Source organism: Micromonospora desertarenae, assembly GCF_056150265.1.
In genome coordinates, this window is sequence record NZ_JAXCFQ010000001.1 from 530,939 (window position 1) to 551,989 (window position 21,051).

Annotated in this window: 18 protein-coding genes and 1 riboswitch; of the genes, 13 read left to right on the plus strand and 5 right to left on the minus strand. The window is 76.1% G+C overall.

Annotated elements, in window-relative coordinates; genetic code table 11:
• Positions 1-156: 156 nt before the first annotated feature.
• The 4 genes from SM577_RS02465 to SM577_RS02480 all read left to right on the plus strand — a co-directional run bounded on the left by SM577_RS02465 (position 157) and on the right by SM577_RS02480 (position 5,322).
• Positions 157-2,274, plus strand: a complete 2,118-nt coding sequence (locus tag SM577_RS02465; protein WP_474582069.1) for a HelD family protein — start codon at positions 157-159, stop codon at positions 2,272-2,274.
• Between the two features lie 109 nt (positions 2,275-2,383).
• Positions 2,384-3,298, plus strand: coding sequence for a cation diffusion facilitator family transporter (locus SM577_RS02470; protein WP_302918878.1), 915 nt, complete (start codon positions 2,384-2,386; stop codon positions 3,296-3,298).
• A 154-nt stretch (positions 3,299-3,452) separates the two neighbouring features.
• Positions 3,453-3,584, plus strand: a riboswitch (cyclic di-AMP (ydaO/yuaA leader).
• A 4-nt stretch (positions 3,585-3,588) separates the two neighbouring features.
• Positions 3,589-4,662, plus strand: a complete 1,074-nt coding sequence (locus SM577_RS02475; RefSeq protein ID WP_474586172.1) for a coiled-coil domain-containing protein — start codon at positions 3,589-3,591, stop codon at positions 4,660-4,662.
• Between the two features lie 150 nt (positions 4,663-4,812).
• Entirely contained in the window at positions 4,813-5,322 is a 510-nt protein-coding gene (locus tag SM577_RS02480) for a hypothetical protein (protein ID WP_302918880.1), read from the plus strand.
• A gap of 51 nt (positions 5,323-5,373) precedes the next feature.
• Here SM577_RS02480 and SM577_RS02485 read toward each other — a convergent pair whose 3' ends face one another.
• The gene (locus SM577_RS02485; RefSeq protein ID WP_302918881.1) at positions 5,374-5,841 is read right to left on the minus strand and encodes an SRPBCC family protein; all 468 of its coding nucleotides are present in this window, start codon (positions 5,839-5,841) and stop codon (positions 5,374-5,376) included.
• Between the two features lie 165 nt (positions 5,842-6,006).
• On the opposite strand from SM577_RS02485, the gene SM577_RS02490 reads away from it, so the two are divergent.
• Positions 6,007-6,984, plus strand: a complete 978-nt coding sequence (locus tag SM577_RS02490; RefSeq protein ID WP_474582068.1) for a 1-phosphofructokinase family hexose kinase — start codon at positions 6,007-6,009, stop codon at positions 6,982-6,984.
• Positions 6,981-7,820 carry a 5'/3'-nucleotidase SurE gene (gene surE, locus SM577_RS02495; RefSeq protein ID WP_302918883.1) on the plus strand — a complete coding sequence of 280 codons (840 nt, stop codon included), beginning with the start codon at positions 6,981-6,983 and terminating at the stop codon, positions 7,818-7,820. Before SM577_RS02490 ends, surE begins: the two co-directional genes overlap by 4 nt.
• A 57-nt stretch (positions 7,821-7,877) precedes the next feature.
• Here the strand turns inward: surE and SM577_RS02500 are convergent, their stop codons facing one another.
• Positions 7,878-8,240 (minus strand): STAS domain-containing protein, encoded by a 363-nt coding sequence (locus tag SM577_RS02500; protein ID WP_088992538.1) that lies wholly within the window; start codon positions 8,238-8,240, stop codon positions 7,878-7,880.
• 329 nt (positions 8,241-8,569) lie between these two features.
• Between SM577_RS02500 and SM577_RS02505 the strand changes: the two genes are divergently transcribed.
• A complete protein-coding gene (locus SM577_RS02505; protein ID WP_302918884.1) occupies positions 8,570-8,713 on the plus strand; it encodes a hypothetical protein in 144 nt (47 codons plus the stop codon).
• A gap of 399 nt (positions 8,714-9,112) precedes the next feature.
• On the plus strand, positions 9,113-9,517 hold the full coding sequence (locus tag SM577_RS02510; RefSeq protein WP_088992537.1) for a hypothetical protein: 405 nt from the start codon (positions 9,113-9,115) through the stop codon (positions 9,515-9,517).
• 196 nt (positions 9,518-9,713) lie between these two features.
• Here the strand turns inward: SM577_RS02510 and SM577_RS02515 are convergent, their stop codons facing one another.
• The gene (locus SM577_RS02515) at positions 9,714-10,352 is read right to left on the minus strand and encodes a maleylpyruvate isomerase N-terminal domain-containing protein (protein WP_302918885.1); all 639 of its coding nucleotides are present in this window, start codon (positions 10,350-10,352) and stop codon (positions 9,714-9,716) included.
• A 181-nt stretch (positions 10,353-10,533) separates the two neighbouring features.
• Positions 10,534-13,227 (minus strand): cellulose binding domain-containing protein, encoded by a 2,694-nt coding sequence (locus SM577_RS02520; RefSeq protein WP_474586173.1) that lies wholly within the window; start codon positions 13,225-13,227, stop codon positions 10,534-10,536.
• Positions 13,228-13,508: 281 nt separating this feature from the next.
• Here SM577_RS02520 and SM577_RS02525 point away from each other — a divergent pair, with 281 nt between their 5' ends.
• Positions 13,509-14,195, plus strand: a complete 687-nt coding sequence (locus SM577_RS02525; RefSeq protein WP_302918887.1) for a BON domain-containing protein — start codon at positions 13,509-13,511, stop codon at positions 14,193-14,195.
• Positions 14,196-14,348: 153 nt separating this feature from the next.
• Positions 14,349-14,897: a DsbA family protein gene (locus SM577_RS02530; protein ID WP_302918888.1), complete on the plus strand. Its 549-nt coding sequence runs from the start codon at positions 14,349-14,351 to the stop codon at positions 14,895-14,897.
• 75 nt (positions 14,898-14,972) lie between these two features.
• Here SM577_RS02530 and SM577_RS02535 read toward each other — a convergent pair whose 3' ends face one another.
• On the minus strand, positions 14,973-17,894 hold the full coding sequence (locus SM577_RS02535) for a winged helix-turn-helix domain-containing protein (protein ID WP_474586224.1): 2,922 nt from the start codon (positions 17,892-17,894) through the stop codon (positions 14,973-14,975).
• Between the two features lie 206 nt (positions 17,895-18,100).
• Between SM577_RS02535 and SM577_RS02540 the strand changes: the two genes are divergently transcribed.
• The 3 genes from SM577_RS02540 to SM577_RS02550 all read left to right on the plus strand — a co-directional run bounded on the left by SM577_RS02540 (position 18,101) and on the right by SM577_RS02550 (position 21,046).
• Positions 18,101-18,517 carry a hypothetical protein gene (locus tag SM577_RS02540; protein WP_474586225.1) on the plus strand — a complete coding sequence of 139 codons (417 nt, stop codon included), beginning with the start codon at positions 18,101-18,103 and terminating at the stop codon, positions 18,515-18,517.
• The gene (locus SM577_RS02545) at positions 18,514-19,662 is read left to right on the plus strand and encodes an alcohol dehydrogenase catalytic domain-containing protein (RefSeq protein ID WP_474586174.1); all 1,149 of its coding nucleotides are present in this window, start codon (positions 18,514-18,516) and stop codon (positions 19,660-19,662) included. The genes SM577_RS02540 and SM577_RS02545 overlap by 4 nt, the downstream gene beginning before the upstream one ends.
• Positions 19,663-19,858: 196 nt before the next feature.
• Positions 19,859-21,046 carry a saccharopine dehydrogenase family protein gene (locus SM577_RS02550; RefSeq protein WP_474586175.1) on the plus strand — a complete coding sequence of 396 codons (1,188 nt, stop codon included), beginning with the start codon at positions 19,859-19,861 and terminating at the stop codon, positions 21,044-21,046.
• Positions 21,047-21,051: the final 5 nt, after the last annotated feature.

Consider the following 21,051-nt stretch of genomic DNA (forward strand, 5'->3'; position numbering starts at 1 on the left):
CGCCCCGCCCGGCCGTCGGGAACGGGTCACCGGGGTCACTGATCGCGTACGCCTCGGCCGCCGGTCGCGACGCTGCCGTACCCTCACCCGGTCAGCCCCGGCGCGCGGCCGCTCGCCCCGTCGCGGCCGCCCACCGCCGTCCGAGGAGTCCGAGCGTTGACCGACCAGACCACCCTGGAACAGGAGATCGCCGCCGAACAGCGGCATCTCGACCGGGTGTACGCCCGACTGGCGGAACTGCGCCGGTCCGCGGTCCGCGCCGAACGGGAGGGCTACCGGCTCGCCCGGGTGGGCAACTTCGGCGCGCTGGTGGAACGGGACGCGATGGTCTTCCACGCCGCCCAGCGCCGGCACGTGCTGGACGCCGAGCACGAGGGGCTGGTCTTCGGCCGGCTCGACCTGCGCGACCGCCAGGTGCTGCACGTCGGGCGGCTCGGCATCCGCGACGAGAACGCCGCCACCCTGGTGGTCGACTGGCGGGCCCCGGCCGCCGCCGCGTTCTACCAGGCCACCCCGGCGCAGCCGCTGAACGTGGTGCGCCGCCGCATGATCCAGTCGTCGGGCGAGCGGGTCACCCGGATCGAGGACGACCTGCTCGATCCGGCCGCCGCGCCGGCCGACATGGCGGTGGTCGGCGACGGGGCGCTGCTCGCCACCCTCTCCAAGGCCACCGGCCGGGGTATGCGCGACATCGTCGCCACCATCCAGCGGGAGCAGGACGAGGCGATCCGCTCCCCCGGCTCCGGCGTGACGATCGTGTCGGGCGGCCCGGGCACCGGCAAGACGGCGGTGGCCCTGCACCGCGCCGCGTACCTGCTCTACTCCGACCGCAGCCGGTACGCCGGCGGCGGGATCCTGGTGGTCGGCCCGTCCACGGTCTTCGTCGAGTACATCGCCTCGGTGCTGCCGTCGCTCGGCGAGGACACCGCCACCCTGCGCTCGCTGGGCAGCCTCTTCCCCGGGATGACCGCCACCCGCACCGACCCGCCCGAGGTGGCGGCGGTGAAGGGCTCGCTGCGGATGCGCCGGGTGCTGGAGCGCGCGGTCCGGGACGCGGTGCCGGACCAACCGGCCGAGCTGCGGCTGCTCTACCGGGGCGAGCTGCTCCGGCTGGAGCGGGCCGAGCTGGACGCCATCCGGGACCGCGCGCTGCCCCGGGGCGCCCGCCGCAACGAGGTGCGCCGGGCCGGCTTCGACGGCGTCTTCGCCGCGCTCTGGGCACAGGCCCGCCGGCTGAACATCGGCCGGCTGCCGGAGCAGCGCGCGTTCGAGGACGAACTGGCCGACCGCCCGGAGTTCCGGGAGTTCCTCAAGGCCTGGTGGCCCCGGCTGCACCCGCGGCACGTACTCGGCTGGCTGGCCGACCCGCAGCGGCTGCGCCGGTACGCCGGCGGCATCCTCTCCGGCCGGGAGATCCGGCTGCTCACCGCCGCGTACCGGACGCTGGACGGCGAGGGGCTGACGATCGCCGACGTCGCGCTGCTGGACGAGCTGGACGCGCTGCTCGGCCAGCCGGTGCGCCCGGCCCGGCCGAAGCGGGACCCGTTCCAGCTGGCCGGCGGGGTGCGCGAGCTGAGCACCTTCGCCGACCGGCAGCGGGCGGCCCGCGAGGCGGCCCGGCAGCGCCCGGAGGACTACCGGGAGTACGCCCACGTGGTGGTCGACGAGTCGCAGGACGTCTCGCCGATGCAGTGGCGCATGATCGGCCGGCGGGGCCGGCTGGCGTCCTGGACGGTGGTCGGCGATCCGGCGCAGACCGCGTGGACCGGCGACCCGCAGGAGCTGACCCGGGCCCGGGACCAGGCGCTGGGCCGGCGCAAGCGGCACCAGTTCACGCTCACCACCAACTACCGCAACTCGGCGGAGATCTTCGCGGTGGCCGCTGCCGAGATCCGCCGGCTCTATCCCGAGCTGCCGCTGCCCACCGCCGTCCGCTCCACCGGGGTCGACCCGGTCGAGCTGGTGGTGCCGGCGGCCGAGCTGGAGACCGCCGTGGTGGAGGCGGCCTCCGCGCTGCTCGCCGAGGTGGAGGGGACGGTCGGCGTGATCACCCCGGTGCCGCGCCGGGACGAGGTCGCCGGCTGGCTGGGCGGCCTGGGCGCCCCCCGGCTCCAGGTGGTCACCAGCCTGGAGGCCAAGGGCATGGAGTACGACGGGGTGGTGCTGGTCGGGCCGAGCGAGATCCGGGCCGATCCGGGCTCGGGCGTACGCACCCTCTACGTGGCGCTCTCCCGGGCCACCCAGCGGCTGACCACCATCGACCCGACCGGCTGAGCCCGAGGCGCCGGTCGCCCGGCCGGGTCCGCGTGGCCCCGACAGTTGCATACATAGCTATGTGAGCATATATTTGACCGGGTCCGGACGGGCGGCGGAGGGTGTTCGCGTGGGCGCAGGTCATGACCACCACCACGGGGCGGTGAACGCGGCCCACCATCACCGGGGGCGGCTCTGGGGCGCCTTCGGCCTGCTCACCGCACTGATGGTGGTGGAGGCGGTGGCCGCCTTCCGCACCGGCTCGCTGGCCCTGCTCTCCGACGCCGGGCACATGTTCACCGACGTGCTCGGCATCGGGATGGCCCTCGCCGCGATCACCGCCACCCGGCGGGCGACCGGCGACCCGCAGCGCACCTTCGGGCTCTACCGGCTGGAGGTGCTGGCCGCGCTGGCCAACGCCGTGCTGCTCTCCGGCGTCGCGGTCTACGTGGTGGTCGAGGCGGTACGCCGGTTCGGCGACCCGCCCGAGGTGCTGGCCGGCCCGATGCTGGTGGTGGCCGTCCTCGGCCTGCTCGCCAACGTGGCCGCCTTCGCGCTGCTGCGCTCCGGTGCCCGGGAGAGCATCAACGTACGGGGGGCCTACCTGGAGGTGCTCGGCGACCTGCTCGGGTCGCTCGGCGTGATCGGGGCGGCGCTGCTGATCGCGGTCACCGACTGGTGGTGGGCCGACCCGCTGGTGGCGGTCGGCATCGGCCTGTTCATCCTGCCCCGCACCTGGCGGCTCGGGCGGGCCGCGCTGCGCATCCTGGTGCAGGCCGCCCCGGAGCACCTCCAGGTCACCGCGGTGCACGACCGGCTGGCCGCGGTGCCCGGCGTGGCCGGCGTACACGACCTGCACGTCTGGACGCTCACGTCGGGCATGGAGGTGGCCTCGGCGCACCTGACCATGACTCCCGGCGCGGACGTCGGCCGGGTCCTCGCCGCGGCCCGCGCCGCCCTGCACGAGGACTTCCGGATCGAGCACGCGACGTTGCAGATCGAGCCGGGAGCGGCCCCCGGGGTCTGCGGGTCGGTTGAGTGGTAATGGAGCACAACCTTAAATCTGGGTGTGTATTGTGCCTCTATGCCGGATTTTCCCGTGACCACGCAGGCACCGTCAGTCACATCCGCTGCAATGGTCACGGTGGCACCGGTAGGCTCTGTTCCGGCCTCCGCCAGGCGGCACGCACCGGTGCCGGCGGCGGCCGCCGCCTAATCGCCCGACAAGGCGAGCCGGGGAACCATGTTCCTGGGGTGCATCCGCGTCAGCGGTAGGGATCTTCCGTCCCGAACCCGTCAGCTAACCCGGTCGGCGGCTGACGGAAGGACATCTGCATGCCAGTAGTGGCACCTGTACGACGTACCGTCGCCCGGATGGCGGCACTGATCGTCACCACTCTCGCCGTCGGCGTCGCCATCACGCCGGTCACCGCCGCACCGGCCGGCGCCGCACCACCCACCGCCGGCCTGCTCGCCGCCGCTCCCGGGCAGGACTCCGAGGGCGGCACCCCCGCCCTGCGGGCCCAGCTGGAGGCGGCCAGCAAGGGCTACCTGGACGCCAAGGCGGCGCTGGACAAGTCGGTCAAGCGGCAGAAGGACCTGGGCGTCCAGCTCCAGGCCACCGAGCGTGAGCTGGCCGAGCGCACCAGCAAGGTCGGCGAGATCGCCGGCGTGGCGTACCGCGCCGGGCGGCTCGGGGCGGCCTCGGCGCTGCTCAACAGCAACTCCCCGGAGGGCTTCATGGACCGGGCCGCCGCGCTCGACGCGGTCGCGGCCAACGAGGACCGGGCGCTGCGCGACCTCCAGGAGACCCGCGACGAGGCCAACCGGACCAAGCTCGCCCTGGACGGCGAGATCCGCGAGCAGCGCAAGCAGGTCACCCTGATGGCCAAGCGCAAGGAGCAGGCCGAACGGGCGCTGACCGTGGCCAACGCGAAAACCTCCGGCGACACCTCCAACCGGGGCACCTCCACCGCGACGGCCAAGCCGGCCCCGCGCAACTCCGACGGCTCCTGGCCGTCCGAGTCGTGCAGCGTCAACGACCCGACGCCGGCCAACGGCTGCATCACCCCGCGCACCCTGCACGCGCTGAACCAGGCCAAGGCGGCCGGCTTCACCCGGTACGTCTCCTGCTACCGCTCCGGCGGTTCCGGCGAGCACCCGAAGGGCCGGGCCTGCGACTTCGCGGCACAGAAGAGCGGCTTCGGCGGGGACGCCACCGGCGGGGACAAGACGTACGGCAACAACCTGGCCGCGTTCTTCATCAAGAACGCCGACCGGCTCGCCGTGCTCTACGTGATCTGGTACCGGCAGATCTGGCTGCCCAGCAGCGGGTGGAAGTCGTACAGCGGGGCGGGCGGCGACCCGTCCAGCGACCACACCAACCACGTGCACCTGTCGGTGTACTGACGCCCGGCCCCGGTGACCCGCCCCCGCGGCGGGTCACCGGGTACGCCGGACGGACGGGCCGCCACGCCCGGCGCTACGCCCCGGGACGTAGGCCGGGTGTCGTCAGCGGCCCGACGACCGCCGCCCGCCACGGCGGCACCATCGTCCGGTATGAGCCGACTCTCGCCTCCCGCCCGCAAGGCCCTGCTCACCCTGCACCTGGTCACCTCGCTCGGCTGGCTCGGCGTCGACCTCGTCCTGCTCGCGCTCGGCGTCGCCGTGCTGCGCGGCGCGGACCCGGCCGCCGTCTACCCGATCTCCGCGCTGGTCGGCACCGTGCTCTTCGCCCCGCTGAGCGTGGCCGTCTGGCTGGTCGGCGTGGCCAGCGCCCTGCTCACCCCGTGGGGCCTGCTGCGGCACCGCTGGGTGCTGGTCAAGTTCCTGCTCACCACCGTGATGACCGGGCTGGTGCTGTTCCAGCTCAGCCCGACGCTGCGGCACGCCGGGGAGGCCGGGGCGGCGTTCCCGGTGCGGGACCGGATCGACCTGGTGGTCGCCCCCTCGGTCTCCACCACCCTGCTCATCGTGGCGACCGTGCTCTCCACGTACAAACCGTGGGGCCGGCTGCGGCGGGCCACCGGCAGGCCCGCGCGGCGCCCGACCACGGCGGCGGTCCGCTGAGCCCGCGCGGGTCGCGGCGGGCGTCCGCCGACCGGCGGAGGTGGGGGACGCTCAGCCGGGGGCCGGCGGGTCGGCCGCGCCGCGGTCGAGCACCGCGCCGAGCCGGGCGGCCAGCCCCAGGTGGGCCGAGCGGGCCTGGCGGAAGGCGTAGCCGAACAGCGGCGCCGGCGCGGTCAGCGTGATCTCCACGTCGATCCGCACCCCGTCCGGCTCGGCCCGCAGCCGGGTGCGGTTGCGCACAGTGGTGGCGGGCCACTGCCGCGCGACGGTGACGATCTCGTCGGTGGCGGCGACCAGCACGTCCGCCCGGTAGGTGACCGGGAAGCGCAGCGGCCCGGCGGCCAGCCGGTCGGTGATCGCGTAGCTGGCCTGGGCGCCGGGCCGGGTCCGCACCCGCCGGACCCGGACGATCAACGGGTGCAGCTCCGCCTGCCGGGTCGGATCGGCCAGCAGCGCCGCCGCCTCCGCCACCGGGCAGCGGGCCTGGACGGTGTAACTGAAGGAATCCCGCTTGAGCACACCGTCTCCCCACCGTCACTGGTCGGACGATCGTCGCCCACCGCGGGCACGCCTGGCAACGCCCGGCGACACGCCAGCCGGACCGGGGGACGGCGGCCCGCCGCCCGGATACGGTCAGCTGATGAGGGATCACCGACCGTGTCGGCGACGGAGCGCGGAGCAGGGATGAACGAACACGTGATGGTCTTCGCGCCGACGCCGCGGCTGACGGTGACCGTGGACCAGCCGAGCGACCAGCCGGAGCTGCACCTGCACCCGGGCGGGCAGGGCGTCTGGCAGGCCCGCATGGTGATGTCGCTCGGCGTGGACGTGGTGCTCTGCACCGCGCTGGGCGGCGAGATCGGCCAGGTGCTGGAGCCGCTGCTGGTCAGCGAGGGCGTCGACCTCAAGGTGGTGGTCCGCGAGTCGGGCAGCGGCGGCTACGTGCACGACCGCCGCGACGGCGCCCGCCGGGAGATCGTGGACGTGCCCGGGCAGCCGCTGAGCCGCCACGAGCTGGACGAGCTCTACAACCTGGCGCTCGGCGAGGGGCTGCGCGCGCCGGTGAGCGTGCTGAGCGGGCCGAACGAACCGTCGCTGGTGCCGGCCGAGCTGTACCGGCGCTTCGCGGCCGACCTCGGCGCCAACGGCGCCCGGGTGGTGGTCGACCTGTCCGGCGAGCATCTCGCCGCGGTGCTGGACAGCGGCGTGTTCTTCCTCAAGGTCAGCCACGAGGAGCTGATCGCCGACGGGCGGGCCGCCGGCGCGGACGAGGAACAGCTCACCCGGGCGATGTACGACCTGCACGCCGGCGGCGCCGAGAACGTCGTGGTGAGCCGCGCCGAGCAGCCCGCGCTCGCCCTGGTCGACGGCGAGGTGTTCGAGGTGGAGATGCCCCGGCTGCAGGCCGCCGACCCGCGCGGCGCGGGAGACTCGATGACCGCCGGGGTGGCCGCCGTGGTGGCCCGGGGCGGCGACGTGCGGACCGCGATCCGTACCGGGGCTGCGGCCGGCGCGCTGAACGTCACCCGGCACGGCCTGGGCACCGGCCGGCTGGACTCGATCACCGGCCTGGTCGACCGGGTGCGGCTGGTGCCGGCCGGCAGCCGCCCGCAGGAGCGGACCACCCCGGACGAGCTGGCCGAGCGGGCGGCCGAGCGATGACGCTGCGGGTGCTGGTGACCAACGACGACGGGATCGCCGCGCCCGGCATCCAGGCGCTGGCCCGGGCGGCGGTGGACCGGGGGCTGGACGTGGTGGTCGCCGCCCCGCTGGAGGAGGCGAGCGGCACCAGCGCCTCGATGACAGCGGTGGAACGCGAGGGCCACGTGGTGGTCCAGGACCATCCGCTGCCGGAGCTGCCGGGGGTGCCCGCCTTCGGGGTCGGCGGCTCGCCCGGGTTCATCGCGCTGATCGCCGTGCACGGCGCGTTCGGCCCGCCGCCGTCGGTGGTGCTCTCCGGGATCAACCGGGGTGCCAACGCCGGCCGCGCGGTGCTGCACTCCGGCACCGTCGGCGCCGCCTTCACCGCCGCCGCGAACGGCTGCCGGGCGATGGCCGTCTCGCTGGACGTGCTCTCGGCCGGCGAGGCGACCGCCGCCAGTGGCGGCGCCGCGGTGGCCGCCGCCGCCCGGGTACGCGACGCCGAGCGGCACTGGGCGACCGCCGCCCTGGTCGCCCTCGACCTGCTCCCCCGGCTGACCGCCGGGCCGGTGGAGAGCGTGCTCAACGTGAACGCGCCGGACCTGCCGCCCGGCCGGCTGCGCGGGGTGCGCCGCGGCGCGCTGGCCAGCTTCGGTCAGGTGCAGATGACGGTGGCCGAGTCCGGGCACGGGTACGTGCGGACCTCGCTGGAGGAGCCGGGACAGTCGGTGCAGCCCGGCACGGACCTGGCGCTGCTCGCCGAGGGGTACGCCTCGGTGACGGCGATCCGCGCGGTCACCGAGGTGAGCGACATCGACCTCTCCGGCCTCGACGCGGCGGCCGAACCGGGCGGCTGAACGTCGCCGGCTCGCACTCCCGGATGCCCGGGCGCGGCGGGCCGGTCGGCCGCGTGGTCAGGCGCCGGGGAGGACCTCCGGGGCGGGAGCGCCGGCGTAGTAGGGCTCGGGGGCGCCGAAGAGACCGAGCAGGCCGGTGACCCAGAGCTGGCGGTGCACGAACCGGCTGGGCTCGGTGACGACCAGCTTGACGCCGCTGACCTCGGCGGTCTGGAAGCCGGCGACCATGGCGCTGATGCCGACCGAGTCGATGAAGGTGACCAGGCGCATGTTGAGCTCGATGCGGGTCGGCCGGCCCTTGGCCAGCACCTCGGCGATCGCCTCGCGCACCTCGTACGCGGTGTCGACGTCGATCTCGCCACGCGGGGCGATCTCGATGACACCACCGGACAGAACCGACTTCACGATCGACAGGCTCACGCGAGCACCTCCACTCGCCCGTCCGACGGGCGCCTCATCAGTACGCGGGCCGCGACCGAGAGTATTCCTCTCACGGCCTCGGTCGCCACCCCTCGGGATGAGCAATTCGCGGATCCGGGCATACCAAATCGCCCTTATCCGGACTTTTCGTATTCTATTTCCCCAACGATCGGCGGACGCCCACGCGTCGCCGTCCCAGGGTAACGGGCCGGCACCACCGCCGCCGAACTCCTCCGTGCCGGGCGCGCCCCCGTGCTTGCGGCCCCGCCGTTGCCCCCCGCGCCTAGCATCGGCGGGGAGGTAGCCGACTGCGACGGAGGAGACGATCGATGCTCAGGAGACTTGCCGCGCTGGCCGGGGTCGGCGCGCTGCTCGCCCTCGTCCTGGCCTGCGGGTTCGGTGGCGGCGGCGATGACGACGACGACGATGACGACTTCGCCCGCGGCCCGGCGGCGGTCGTGGTGCTGCGCTGACCACTGACCCGCGCCGGGCGTGACCGCCGGCAGCGGCCCGCCGCGTCCCCGCTCCCCGCGGTCCGCGTCGGGCCGCCCGGCCCGTCTCGGCGCAGTTCTTGCGGGCTGCGACGGCGCCCGTCCTCGCGGGCCGGGTCGGCGCCGGTCCTCGCGGGCCGCGTCGGGCCGCCCGGCCGGCCGCGGCGGCGGTGTCCCGTCGGGGCCGCCCGGCCGGCCGCGGCGGCGGTGTCCCGCCGGACGGCGGCGGGACGCCGGGCGCGCCGCCGGCGCCGGGCCGCGCGCCGGGTTTGCGCCGGCCACGGTCGGGGCACTGGCGATGGAGGCGAACCGTAACGCGCCGGACAGACGCCGGAGTCCGAAGTGGCCGGCCGACTTCGGCACCCCGAGGAGGTAACCACGATGTTCGGAACCAACCTGCTGGACCGCCGCAGCAAGCCCGAGCGCATCGCTGACCAGGCCTGGCAGCAGCTCGTCTCGGCGGTCAGCTCCGCCGGGGACAGCGTCCGCGACACCGCCCGGTCGGCCCGGCGGGGCGGCTCCGGGCTGACCGACGGGGCCGGCGACCTGGTGGGCTCCGCGGCGGACGAGGCCCGCCGCCGCGCCAGCCTGGCCTTCGACGCGCTCGCCGGCCGCCGGCCGGCGCTGCCCTGGACGCTGCTGATCGCGGCCGCGCTGGCCGGCGCGGCCATCGGCTGGGCCGCCGGCACCGCCGCCCGGGCGGCGGGCAGCCGCGACCGGGCCGCCGACGACATCGAGTTCGTCGACGTGGACCGGCCGAACTCCCCCGTCGGCCTGGACGGCTGACCCCCCCGGCACGGACCCTCCCGGGCCCCGGTCGACCACGGGTCGACCGGGGCCCGTCACGTCTCGGAATCCGGCCCCCGCCGCCCACCCCGGCCCACCCGGGCCCGCTCCCGTTCCCTCGAACAGAGCAGGAGTGGCCATCCCGCACGGAATGGCCACTCCTTCGGTGAACGTGCGTGGGCTGCGGCGGGGCGGGTCAGAAGGCGGTGATGTCGGTCGGGGCGCGCTCGGCGCGGCTGAGCGCCCGCAGCACCGCCGGCTGCCCGTGCCGGCGTACGGCGAGCCGGGCCAGCAGGGAGAGCACCGGGTCGATCACCTCGGCGGGCAGCTCCGGGGTGGGTACGCCAACGCTGACCGCGAGGTCGTCGGAGTGCACCGCGATCTCCATCAGCCGGGTGGTGAGGTAGTCGTCCAGGGTGAGCGACCACGGCCCCCGGGCCAGGTGCACCACCCGGTCCGCCGGCTGTGCCGGCAGCGCCTCGGCCAGCTCGCCCAGCGTGGTGGCGGCCCGGTCGACCAGGGCCGCCGGCCCGTCCGCCGCCGCCTCGTCGCCGGCCCGGCGGATGCCGACGTTGATCTCGTCGTCCAGCGAGGTCCCGATCCACCGGGCGGGTGCATAGTGGTCGAGCAGCCCGACCGGATCGCCGGGCGGGACCGGCTCGGCCAGCACCGTCGAGACCTGGAACAGCTGGCCGGCGAGATGGCCGGCCAGCCCGCCGACAGCGAACTCGGCCAGCGCGCTGGGCTCGTCCCACCGGGCCGCCACGGCCGGATCGGCGAGCAGGTCGAGCGCCGAGCGCGCGGCGGTCAGGTAGGCCGTCCTGATCGGACTCACGGGTGATCCCCTTCCCTCGTTCCGGCCACCGAGCCTAGGCGCGTCCCGAGGACTCCGCCGGTCCGGGCGACCCGGCCAGAGCCCGGGCCGCCGGGGCGCCGGACCCCTCAGGCCGCCCCGGCGGACCGGAGTCCGCGCCGCACCACCGGCGGCGGGCGCTCCGGGCCGCCCGCCGCCGGGGTCAGCGGCTGGTGCAGGTGATCGCGAGCGGTGGGCCGTTGGCGCCGGTCCAGCTGCCGAGGAAGCCGACGGTGGTGCTGGCGCCCCCGCCGAGTCCGCCGTTCCAGCCGGCGTCGCGGACCGTGACCGCCGGGCCGGTCTGGGTGTGCGTACCGCCCCAGAGCTGGGTGATCCGCTGGCCGTCGGGGAAGGCCCAGTCCACCGTCCAGCCGGTGATCGGTGTGGGGCGGGTGTTGCGGACCACCACCTCGCCCTGGAAGCCGCCCGGCCAGGAGCCGGTCACCCGGTAGCTGGCCGAACACCCGCCGGGCGGCGGGGTCACGGTCGCCGTCGGCGTCGGGCCGGTCGGGGTGGGCGTCGGGTCCGTCGGGGTGGGCGTCGGGTCGGTCGGGGTCGGGGTGGGGTCGCCGCCGAGCCGGTCGGCGACCAGGATGCCGCGGCCGTTGGTGCCGAGATAGACCCGGCCGTACACCCGGGGGTCGCCGGTGAGCGCGTCGCCGGCGTTGCCGTACTGGTGCTGGTCGTCGTTGATCCGGACCCAGCTCGCGCCGGTGTCGTCGGAGCGGAAGACGCCGTGCTGGCCGTCGACCGTGCCGAAGAGGTAGAGCGCCGGGTACGTCCGCCCGGGCGCGGCCTTGCCGAAGCCGACGTTGCCGGCGGCGCTCACGCTGCCCAGCCTGGCGAAGCTGGCCCCGCCGTCGGTGGACCGCCACAGCCCGCCCTCGCCGGCCAGCCACAGCTCGCCCGCCTTGCCGGGCAGCGCCTTCACCTTGGCGGTGGCGGGCAGGCCGGTGGCGGCCGAGGCGGTGAAGCTCGCCCCGCCGTCGGTGCTGACGTAGAGCCTGCCGCCGCTGAAGCCGTAGAACCGGTTCGGGTCGACCCGGTCGGACTCGACCGTCGCGTTGGCCGGGATGCCGGTCGACGCGGTCCACGAGGTGCCGAAGCCCACGCTGTGCACCACCGGCTGGCCGGCATCGCCCGGGGCCCAGACGAACCGGCTGCCGTCGGCGGCCGCGGCGACCGTGCCGCCGTTGTTGATCCCGGCCGGCTCGGTGCCCTGGAACCAGTTCGCCCCACCGTCGGTGGAGAACGCCACGTGGCTGTCGTTCGGGCGGTCCGCGTCGGTGAAGTTGCCGGCCCGCACCATCACCGCCGGCTTCGTCTCGGCGTAGTCGAGGCTGGTGGTGCTGGTGAAGGTGGGCTGGGTGAACATCATCGGCGGCACCGCGTCCAGGTCGCTGTGCCGGAAGCCGCCGATGTCGCCGAGCGCGCTGACCAGCGGCGCCCCGGACGGCGGGCTGACCAGGTCGAGCACCGCTGTCTCCTCCAGGCCCTTCACCATCGGCCGGATGGTGAACTGCCCGCCGGTGTCCCAGCGGGTGAGGTCGGTGCTGCCGTAGATGGTGGCGCCGGTGCCGTACAGGAAGCGGTTGCTGTCGTGCGGATCGATCTCCACCGACTCGTTCATCCAGCCGAGCTTCGGGGACTCCTCCGGCGGGGCGGGGTTGCTGCCGAAGGTCAGCCAGGGCACCGAGCTGACGTCCATGGTGTAGCGCTTGGTGCGGTTCGGGTAGCTGCTGAACTCCCAGATCCGGCTCCAGGTGGCGCCGCCGTCGGTGCTGCGCCAGAAGATCGCGTCCGGCCACCAGGAGATCTGGGTGGCCACCATCAGGGTGTTCGGCCGCTGCCGGTCGATGGTCAGCCCGCTGTAGCCGAAGTAGGCGTCCGCGCTGTCCGACGGGACCGGGCTGATCCGGGTCCACCCGCCGGTGGCACGGGAGAACTTCCAGACGTCGCCCTTGCCGCCGTCGTACGGGCCGCCGGTGTCGCTGGTCGCGATGTAGAGGAAGCCACCCACCGGGTCGACGACGCCCTTGTGCGCCAGGTAGCCGGTCGGCTGGCCGGGGATCCGCTCCCAGCTCGCGCCGCCGTTCGTGCTCCGGTAGACCGGGTTCTCCTTGTCCGCCACGCCGACGTAGATGGTCTGCGTGGCGGTGCCGGGCGTACCCGTGCTCTTGTCGAAGCTGACCCAGGTCAGGCCCTGGTTCTGGCCGTTGTAGCCGTTCGGATCGCTGGGGTCGGCCCGGTAGTTGCCGACGTTGGGGAAGTTCGCCACCCTCGCCCAGGTCGCCCCGAAGTCGGTGCTGCGCCACAGGCCGTTGCCGCCCTCGGCGGCGTAGTAGAGGGTGCCGTTCCGGTTGGGGTCGACGGCGAGCCGCTCGCCCATGCCCCGGCCGGGCATGTTCCCGCCGTTCTTGAACGGCAGTTCGGTGACCTGCCAGGTGGCGCCCTTGTCGGCCGAGCGCAGGATGGCACCGTTGTTCGGGTCCCAGTCGTTGGTGTACATGCCGACCGCCGCGTACACCCGGTTGGTCTGCACCGGATCGGTGGCGACGCTGACCACGCCGTTCCAGCCCCACCTGTCGGCACCGATCCAGTCCAGCAGCGGGGTCCACGACCGGCTGCCCTGCTCCCAGCGGTAGAGCCCGCCGATGTCGGTGCGCGCGTAGATCAGGTTCTTCTCGGTGGGGTTGAAGACGATCCCGGGGACGAAGCCGCCGCCGTCGATCCGGACGTTCTTCCAGTCGTACGCCTCGGCGGCCGGCGCGGAGCCGGCGGCGGTGAACGGCACCGCCACCACGGCCGCGGTGGCGGCCAGCGCGGACACCACCGCGCCGACGAAACTTCTCCGCATCTGCGGTCCTCTCCAGGGGGACGCCCGGAGACGCGCGGGTGGCGCGCCCGGGGACGAGCGACGTGCGCAACGGCGGAGCTGCCCCTGCTCCGCTGCCCGGCACGACGGCTCCCGCACCCGAGGAACGCGCTCACCCTAACCGATCTACCGGGCCGGATGGAAGCGCTCCCACAGCGCGGATCCGGATAACCCCGGTCGGGTGAGGGAGCCTCATCCCCGGCGGCGGCAGGATCGGGGACGGCGTGACGTACGCAGGCCCGCCATCTCGGGGAGGAGTGAACATGGCCATCACCACGATCACCCGTACCGACCAGGACATCCAGTCGGCCGTCCTCGACGAGTTGACCTGGGAGCCCCGGGTGCAGCCGCACGAGATCGGCGTGACCGTCTCGGAGGGCGTGGTCACCCTCACCGGCCGGGTGGACAGCTACGCCAAGAAGTGGGCGGCCGAGCGGGCGGCGCACCGGGTGACCCGGGTCCGCGCGGTCGCCAACGACCTGGCCGTGCAACTGAGCACCGGCGCCGAGCGGGCCGACCCGGACCTCGCCGCCGCGGCCGGCCACGCGCTGGAGTGGGACGCCTTCGTGCCGCTCGAGCAGCTCGACGTCACCGTCTCCAACGGCTGGGTGACCCTGCACGGCGAGGTGGAGTGGGAGTACCAGCGACGGGCCGCCGAACGGGCGGTCGCCCGGCTCACCGGCGTACGCGGGGTGAGCAACGGGATCACCGTCCGCCCCGACGTACGGCCGGACGGGCACCTGCTCGCCGAGCGGATCGTCGACGCGCTGGCCCGCAACCGGGCCACCGAGGCGGAGCGGATCACGGTGCGGGTGCACGGCGACACGGTGCTGCTCGGCGGCCTGGTCCACTCCATGCCCGAACGCGCCGAGGTGGAGCGGATCGTCTGGTCCGCGCCCGGCATCCGGGAGGTGCAGAACCACATCGCGGTCGCTCCCGTACTCGGCTGAGCCGCCGGGGGTCCCGGCCGGGCGCCGAACCACCCGTCGCGGGTGAGCCGCGCTCACCCCGTCCGGGACCAGGCTGGGAGCCATGACTGAGCCGAACGGGCTGATCCGACCCGGGCGCGCCGTGCCCGGGTCCGCCGGCGATCGGGGGGTCCGATGACCACGCCACTTCAGGTCACCGCCCGGTTGCGCACCCCCGTGACCGAGCACGACCACGTCCGCGGACCGGTGGACGCACCGGTGACCATCGTCGAGTACGCCGACTTCCAGTGCCGGTTCTGCGGCGCCGCCTACCGGAACCTGACCGAGCTGCTCCGCCAGCGGGCGGACACGGTCCGGCTGGTGTACCGGCACTTCCCGATCGCCAACATGCACCCGTACGCGGAGAGCGCCGCCGAGGCCACCGAGGCGGCCGACCGGCGCGGCCGGTTCTGGGCCATGCACGACTGGCTCTACGAGCACCAGGACCAGCTCGACCCGGTCCACCTCTCGCTCGGCATCGAGCAGCTCGGCCTGCCGATCGACGAGGTGCGCGCCGAGGTGGACCGGCAGGCGCACGGTGACCGGGTGCGGCGGGACTTCGTCAGCGGCATCCGCAGCGGCGTCAACGCCACGCCCACCCTCTTCATCAACGAGGTCCGCCACGACGACGCCTACGACCTGGCCGACCTCCTCACCGCGGTGGACGCCGCCGCCAATCCCTGAGCCTCTCCCCTCCTGTCGATCGAGAGCCCTGCGTCGACCGTGACGCAAGTCTCTCGATCGTCTGTGCGGGCGGGGTCAGATGAGGCGGAGTTCGCGGGCCCGCCGGACCGCCTCGCGCCGGCGGGTCGCGTCGAGCTTGCGGTAGATGTTGCGGACGTGGGTCTTCACCGTGTTGACCGACAGGGACAGCTCGCTGGCGATCTCCACGTTGGACAGGATGCTCTGCAGGTAGCGCAGGATGGTCAGCTCCCGCTCGGTCAGCGGCTCGTCCAGCGCCGTCGCGGCCGGCTCGGCCGCCGCCCGCCCGGTCGGCTCGTCGGCGCCCCGGACCAGGTCGCTGACCGTCGGCCAGTGCGCGGTGCCGGCGTCGAGGTGCGCGGCGAGCAGATCGCGCACCCCCGGCTCGGCGCGGGTGAAGACCCGCCGGTAGCCGTCCGGCCCGGCCAGGTCGAGCGCCGCCTCCAGCAGCCGGCCGGCCCGCCGCTCGTCCCCCGCCCGGCGGGCCAGCACCGCGTCGAGCACCGCGGCGTCGAGGCGTACCGGCAGCGGCCAGTCGGCCGCCTCCGGGGCCTGCCAGTCCGGCAGCAGGTGCCCGGCGCCGCGTGGATCGTCGGCGCGCAGCTCGACCCGGGCCAGCGCCACCGCCAGCACCGGGTCGGCCTGCTCGCGTACCCGGCCGGCGAGCAGTTCGCGGGCGGTGTCCAGGTCACCCCGACCGCTGCGCAGGTCGGCCTCGGCGGCCAGCAGCCAGTGCGTCGGCTGGACGGCCCGGGGCCGGTCGGCCAGCCGCTCCCGGGCCTCGGCCAGCAACCGCAGCCCGGCGCCCGGGTCGCCGGCGTCGCGCCGCAGGTATGCCCGGCACAGCGCCGCCAGCGCCGCCACCGTCGGCTCACCGGTGGTCGCCGGCGCGGCCAGCCCCAGGTTCGCCTCCGCCTCCTCCGGCTGGTCGCGGTGCAACGCCACCAGCGCCAGCGCCAGGTACCCGTGGCCGCAGTCCAGCCGGCAGGCCCAACCCTGGCAGGGCGGCAGGGCCAGCGCCGCCCGGGCGGCGTCCTCGGCCGCCCGCAGCTCGCCCCGGGCCGCCCGCAGCAGCGCGGAGCGGCTGGCACAGACCAGCTCGGTACGCGGCCGGCCCGCCTCCCGCGCCGCCGCCAGCGCCCGACCGAAGCCGGCGGCGGCGGCCCGCAGGTCCCCCTCGGCCAGGTCGACCAGGCCGACCGCGGTCTCCGCGACCGCCCGCACGTCGGCGTCCTCACTCGCGTCGCCGCGGGGCGCGGCGCCGGGCATCCCGGCGTGCGTCCGGGTGGCGAGCAGCCGGGCCGCTGCGGCGCGTACCTCCCGGTGGTCGCCGGCCAGCCGGGCCAGGGCGAGTTCCAGCGCGGCGACCAGGCGCAGGAACCGCTCCCGGCGCGGGGCGGGCAGCGTCGGGGCGTGCTCGGCGGCGAGCCGCAACCGCTCGGCGGCGGCCGTCCGGTCCCCGGCGTGCGCCCGCTCCGCGGCGCCGGCCAGCGCCAGCTCCGGGTCCCGGGCCACCGCCTCGGTCGGTGGGACGACGGGCGCCGGCCCGCCCGGGGCGTCCCGGTCGTACGGGGCCAGCTCCGGCCAGCGGGTGACGAACAGGTCGCTGGCCGTGCCCCACTCGCCGGCGGCCAGCGCGTGCCGCAGCCCGTCGGCCGGCCGGCCGTTGTCGGCGTACCAGCCGGCCGCCCGCCGGTGCAGGTCGCGCAGCTCGTCGGCGGGCAGCCGGGCCAGCTCGGCGTGCAGCAGGTCGGCCAGCAGCGGATGGCAGCGGTACCAGGGCGGGCGGCTGTCGTCGCGGCGCAGCGGCCCGCCGGCACCGGCCAGGGCGGCCAGCGTCGGCTCGGTGTCGGCGCGGCCGGTGAGCGCGTCGGCCAGCCCGGCGCAGACGGCGTCCGCCACGGCGGTGCGCCGCAGCACGTCCTGTGCCTCGGGGTCCAGCCCGGCGAGCACCTCCTCGCGCAGGTAGCCGGCGACGTCCGGCTGGTCGCCGCCGAACTGCTCCACCCAGCGCGCCGGGTCCGGCTGGCCGCGCAGGGCCAGCGCGGCGAACCGGAGCGCGGCCGGCCAGCCCCCGGTCCGCTCCCGCAGCCGGCGCACCCCGGCCGCCGGCAGCACCACCCCGTGCGCGGTGAGCAGGTCGGCCACCTCGTCACCGGTGAAGGCCAACTCGTCCGGGCCGAGCTCGGTCAGCTCCCCGGCCAGTCGCCACCGGTGCACCGCCAGCGGCAGCCCGGCCCGCGCGCCGACCACCAGCCGCAGCCGCTGGCCGGCGTGGCGGAGCAGGAACTCCAGCCCGGTCAGCGCGGCCGGGTCGGTGATCCGGTGCAGGTCGTCCACCACCAGCAGCACCGGCCGGTCCCGGGCGGCGAGCGCCGCGGCCAGCAGTTCCAGCTGGTCCGGGCGGGGCGGCCGGTCGGGCACCGGAGGCTCGGGCGCGTCCCCGGCCGGGCCGGTGGCCGCCCGCAGCGCCGCCGCCAGGTAGGACCAGAACCGGTCCCCGTCGTCGCCGGCCTCCACCGACAGCCAGGCGGCCCGGAGCGGTTCGCCGTCCGGCGCGCCGTCCCCGGCCGCGCCGAAGTCCCCCGGCGCGGCGCCGGCCGGCAGCGCCTCCCGCGCCCCCTCGGCCGCCGCGGTCACCGGGCCACCCTCCGCCCGGTCCGGCCCGGCGTCACCGGCCGCCCGGCACCACGAGGCGAGCAGGGTGCTCTTGCCCCAGCCGGCCGGCGCGGAGACCAGGGTGACCGGGCCGCCGGTCCCGGCGTCCAGGGCGTCCAGCAGCCGGGGACGCAGCAGCACCGGATCGGGCAGCGCGGGCGGACGCAGCCGGGACGCCAGCAGGGGTGTGCCGGCCGGGGCTCGCACCGCCGCCGCGACCACGGTTCGGCTCTGCTGCTCCGGCATCCGGCCCCACCCCCACGGACGCGTCCACTCCCCCAGGTCCTGCGGCGGCCGGTTACCCGGCCGGGACCGGTTCACCCCTTCCGGGGGAGCCGGCTTCACCCGTCCCCGGCCCACCCTGGGGATACGCGGGCGGCCGGCCGCGCGTGACCGGCCGCCCGCCGGTGCGTTCCGGCCGTCGCCCGGCACCGAGGCCGCCGGGCGTGGCCGGCGCGGGAGCGGTGACCGGTGGGACAGGGGGTGCGGGACAGGTGGGACCGATCGCACGGCTGGCCGGCGGCGGGATAGCGCTCGGCGCGGCGGCGGCCGGCGCGGCGGCGGTACGCGCGCTGACCGCGCCGCGCCCGGTCGGCTGGCCGGACGGCGGCGACGGGCGGCGGGCGCGCTGGCAGGTGGTGACCGTGGACCGCCCACCCGGCCAGGTGCTCCCCGAGGGGCGCTGGCCGGAGCCGCTGCGCCGGCTCGGCGACGCGGTGCAGGTGCGGGTCCGCCCCGCCCCCGGCGACCGGGGCACCGAACTCGCCGCCCGGCCCCGCCCCGGTGCCGGGCCGCCGCCGGGGCTCGCCGTCCACCTGGTCGGCGACGACCCGGGGCGGCTGGTCCGGCGGGCGCTGCGGCAGGCCAAGCAGCTCGCCGAGACCGGCGAGGTGCTCCGCCCCGACCGCGACGCGCTGGACCGGCCGGCGGTGACGCCGGAATGAGGGCGCTGTGCTGGATGGGCGCCGGCGAGCTGGCGGTACGGCAGGTGCCCGACCCGGAGCTGCGCAACGGCCACGACGCCATCGTCCGGGTCCGGCGCAGCGCCGCCTGCGGCGCCGACCTGTCGCTGCTCGCCGGGCGCGGGCCGGCGGTCGGCGAGGTGCTCGGCCACGAGTTCGTCGGCGAGGTGGTCGAGGTCGGTCCCGAGGTGCGCCGGCACCGGGTCGGCGACCGGGTGGTGGTCTGCTCCTCTGTCTCCTGCGGCAGCTGCTGGTACTGCCGCCGCGAGCTGCACTCCTGCTGCGACAACGGCAGCACCGACCCGGAGGCGGGCGAGGCGGCCTGGGGGCACCCGGTCGCGGGCTGCTTCGGCCAGCCCCGGGCGCAGGGCGGGTTCGCCGGCAGCCACGCCGAGTACGTCCGGGTGCCGTACGCCGACGTCGGGGCGTTCGCCGTACCGGAGCCGGTCAGCGACGACCGGGCGCTGTTCGCCTCGGACGCCGCGCCGGCCGGCTGGATGGGCGCCGACCTGGGCGGGGTCCGCCCCGGCGACGTGGTGGCGGTCTGGGGTGCCGGCGCGGTCGGCCAGGTCGCCGCGCGGGCGGCGCGGCTGCTCGGCGCGGAGCGGGTGGTGGTGGTCGACCGGCACCCCGACCGGCTGCGCGCCGCCGAGCGGCACGCCGGCGCCGAGACGCTCGACTACCGCCGTGTCGACGTCGCCGCCGAGCTGCGCGACCGCAGTGGCGGCCGGGGGCCGGACGTGTGCGTCGACGCGGGCGGCGCGGCCGACGGGGCCCGGTCGCTGGGCGACCGCCTCACCGGCGCGCCGCCCCGGCCGGCGGCGGTCCGCGAGGCGGTGCACGCCTGCCGCAAGGGCGGCAGCGTGGTCGTGCTCGGGGCGCACCCCGCCGTCGTCGACCGGTTCCCGCTCGGCATGGTCACCGCCAAGGGGCTGACCGTGCGCGGCGCCCGCCAGCACGGGCCGCGCTACATCCCGATGCTGCTGGACCGGATGGCCCGCGACGAGCTGCGCACCGAGTACCTGGCCACCCACCACCTCCCCCTGGACCGCGCCCCCGAGGCCTACACCCTGCTCCGCACCCGCGCCGAAGGCTGCCTCCGCCCCGTCCTCCACCCCACCCCCTAACCCACCCACCCCCCTCCCCCACCCACCCCACCCACCCACCCCACCCCCTCCGCCCACCCCGTTGATCATGAGGTTAATACCGGCAAAAGGGGCGGGCGGCGCCGCTAACTTCATGATCAACCGAGAGTTGGCGGGTGGGTTGGCGGGTGGGCCGGCGGGGTGGGCGGGGGGGTGGGGTGGGTGGGAGGATCGGGGGGTGGGTGAGGGGCGGGAATTCGATCTGGTGCTGGTCGGGGCTACCGGGTTCACCGGGGGGCTGACCGCCGAGTATCTGGCGCGGCATGCGCCGGAAGGGCTGCGGTGGGCGCTGGGCGGGCGCAACCCGGGGAAGCTGGCGGCGGTCCGCGAGCGGCTCGCCGCCGTCGACCCGGCGCTGGCCACGCTGCCGCTGCTCACCGCCGACGTCACCGACCCGGAGTCGCTGCGCGCGGTGGCGGAGCGCGCCCGGGTGGTGGCCAGCACGGTCGGCCCGTACGTGCACCACGGCGAACCGCTCGTCGCCGCCTGCGCCCGGGCCGGCACCGACTACCTGGACATCACCGGCGAACCCGAGTTCGTCGACACCGTGTACCTGCGCCACCACGCCGAGGCGGTCCGCGCCGGAGCCCGGCTGGTGCACGCCTGCGGGTTCGACTCCGTCCCGCACGACCTGGGCGTCTGGTTCACCGTCAAGCACCTGCCGGCGGACACCCCGATCACCGTGGACGGCTACGTCCGGGCCGGTGGCCGGTTCTCCGCCGGCACGTACCACTCGGCGCTCACCGCGTTCTCCCGTACCGCGCAGGCGTCCCGGGCGGCCCGGGAGCGGCGCGCGGTCGAGCCGCGCCCGGCCGACCGCCGGGTCCGCGCCGTGCCCGGCCGGCTCGGCCGCTCCCCCGAGCTGCGGGTCTGGGCCGTGCCGCTGCCCACCATCGACCCGCAGGTGGTCCGCCGCTCGGCCGCGGCCCGGCCGGAGTACGGCCCGGACTTCCGCTACCGGCACTTCGCCGCGGTGCGGCGGCTGCCCACGGTGCTCGCCGGCGCGGCCGGGCTGGCCGCCGTGGTCGCCCTGGTGAAGCTGCCGCCGACCCGGCGCTGGCTGTTCGGCCGGCTCGCCTCCGGGCAGGGACCGACGCCGCAGCAGCGGGCGAAGTCCTGGTTCCGGGTCCGGTTCGTGGGCACCGGCGGCGGTCGCCGGGTGGTGACCGAGGTGGCCGGCGGCGACCCGGGCTACGACGAGACCGCCAAGATGCTCGCCGAGTCGGCGCTCTGCCTGGCGCTGGACGATCTGCCGCCGGCCGCCGGCCAGCTCACCCCGGTCGCCGCGATGGGCGACGCGCTGCTGGACCGGCTGACCCGGGCCGGGCTGACCTTCCGGGTGCTGGACGGCCCGACGGCGGCTTGACCCTC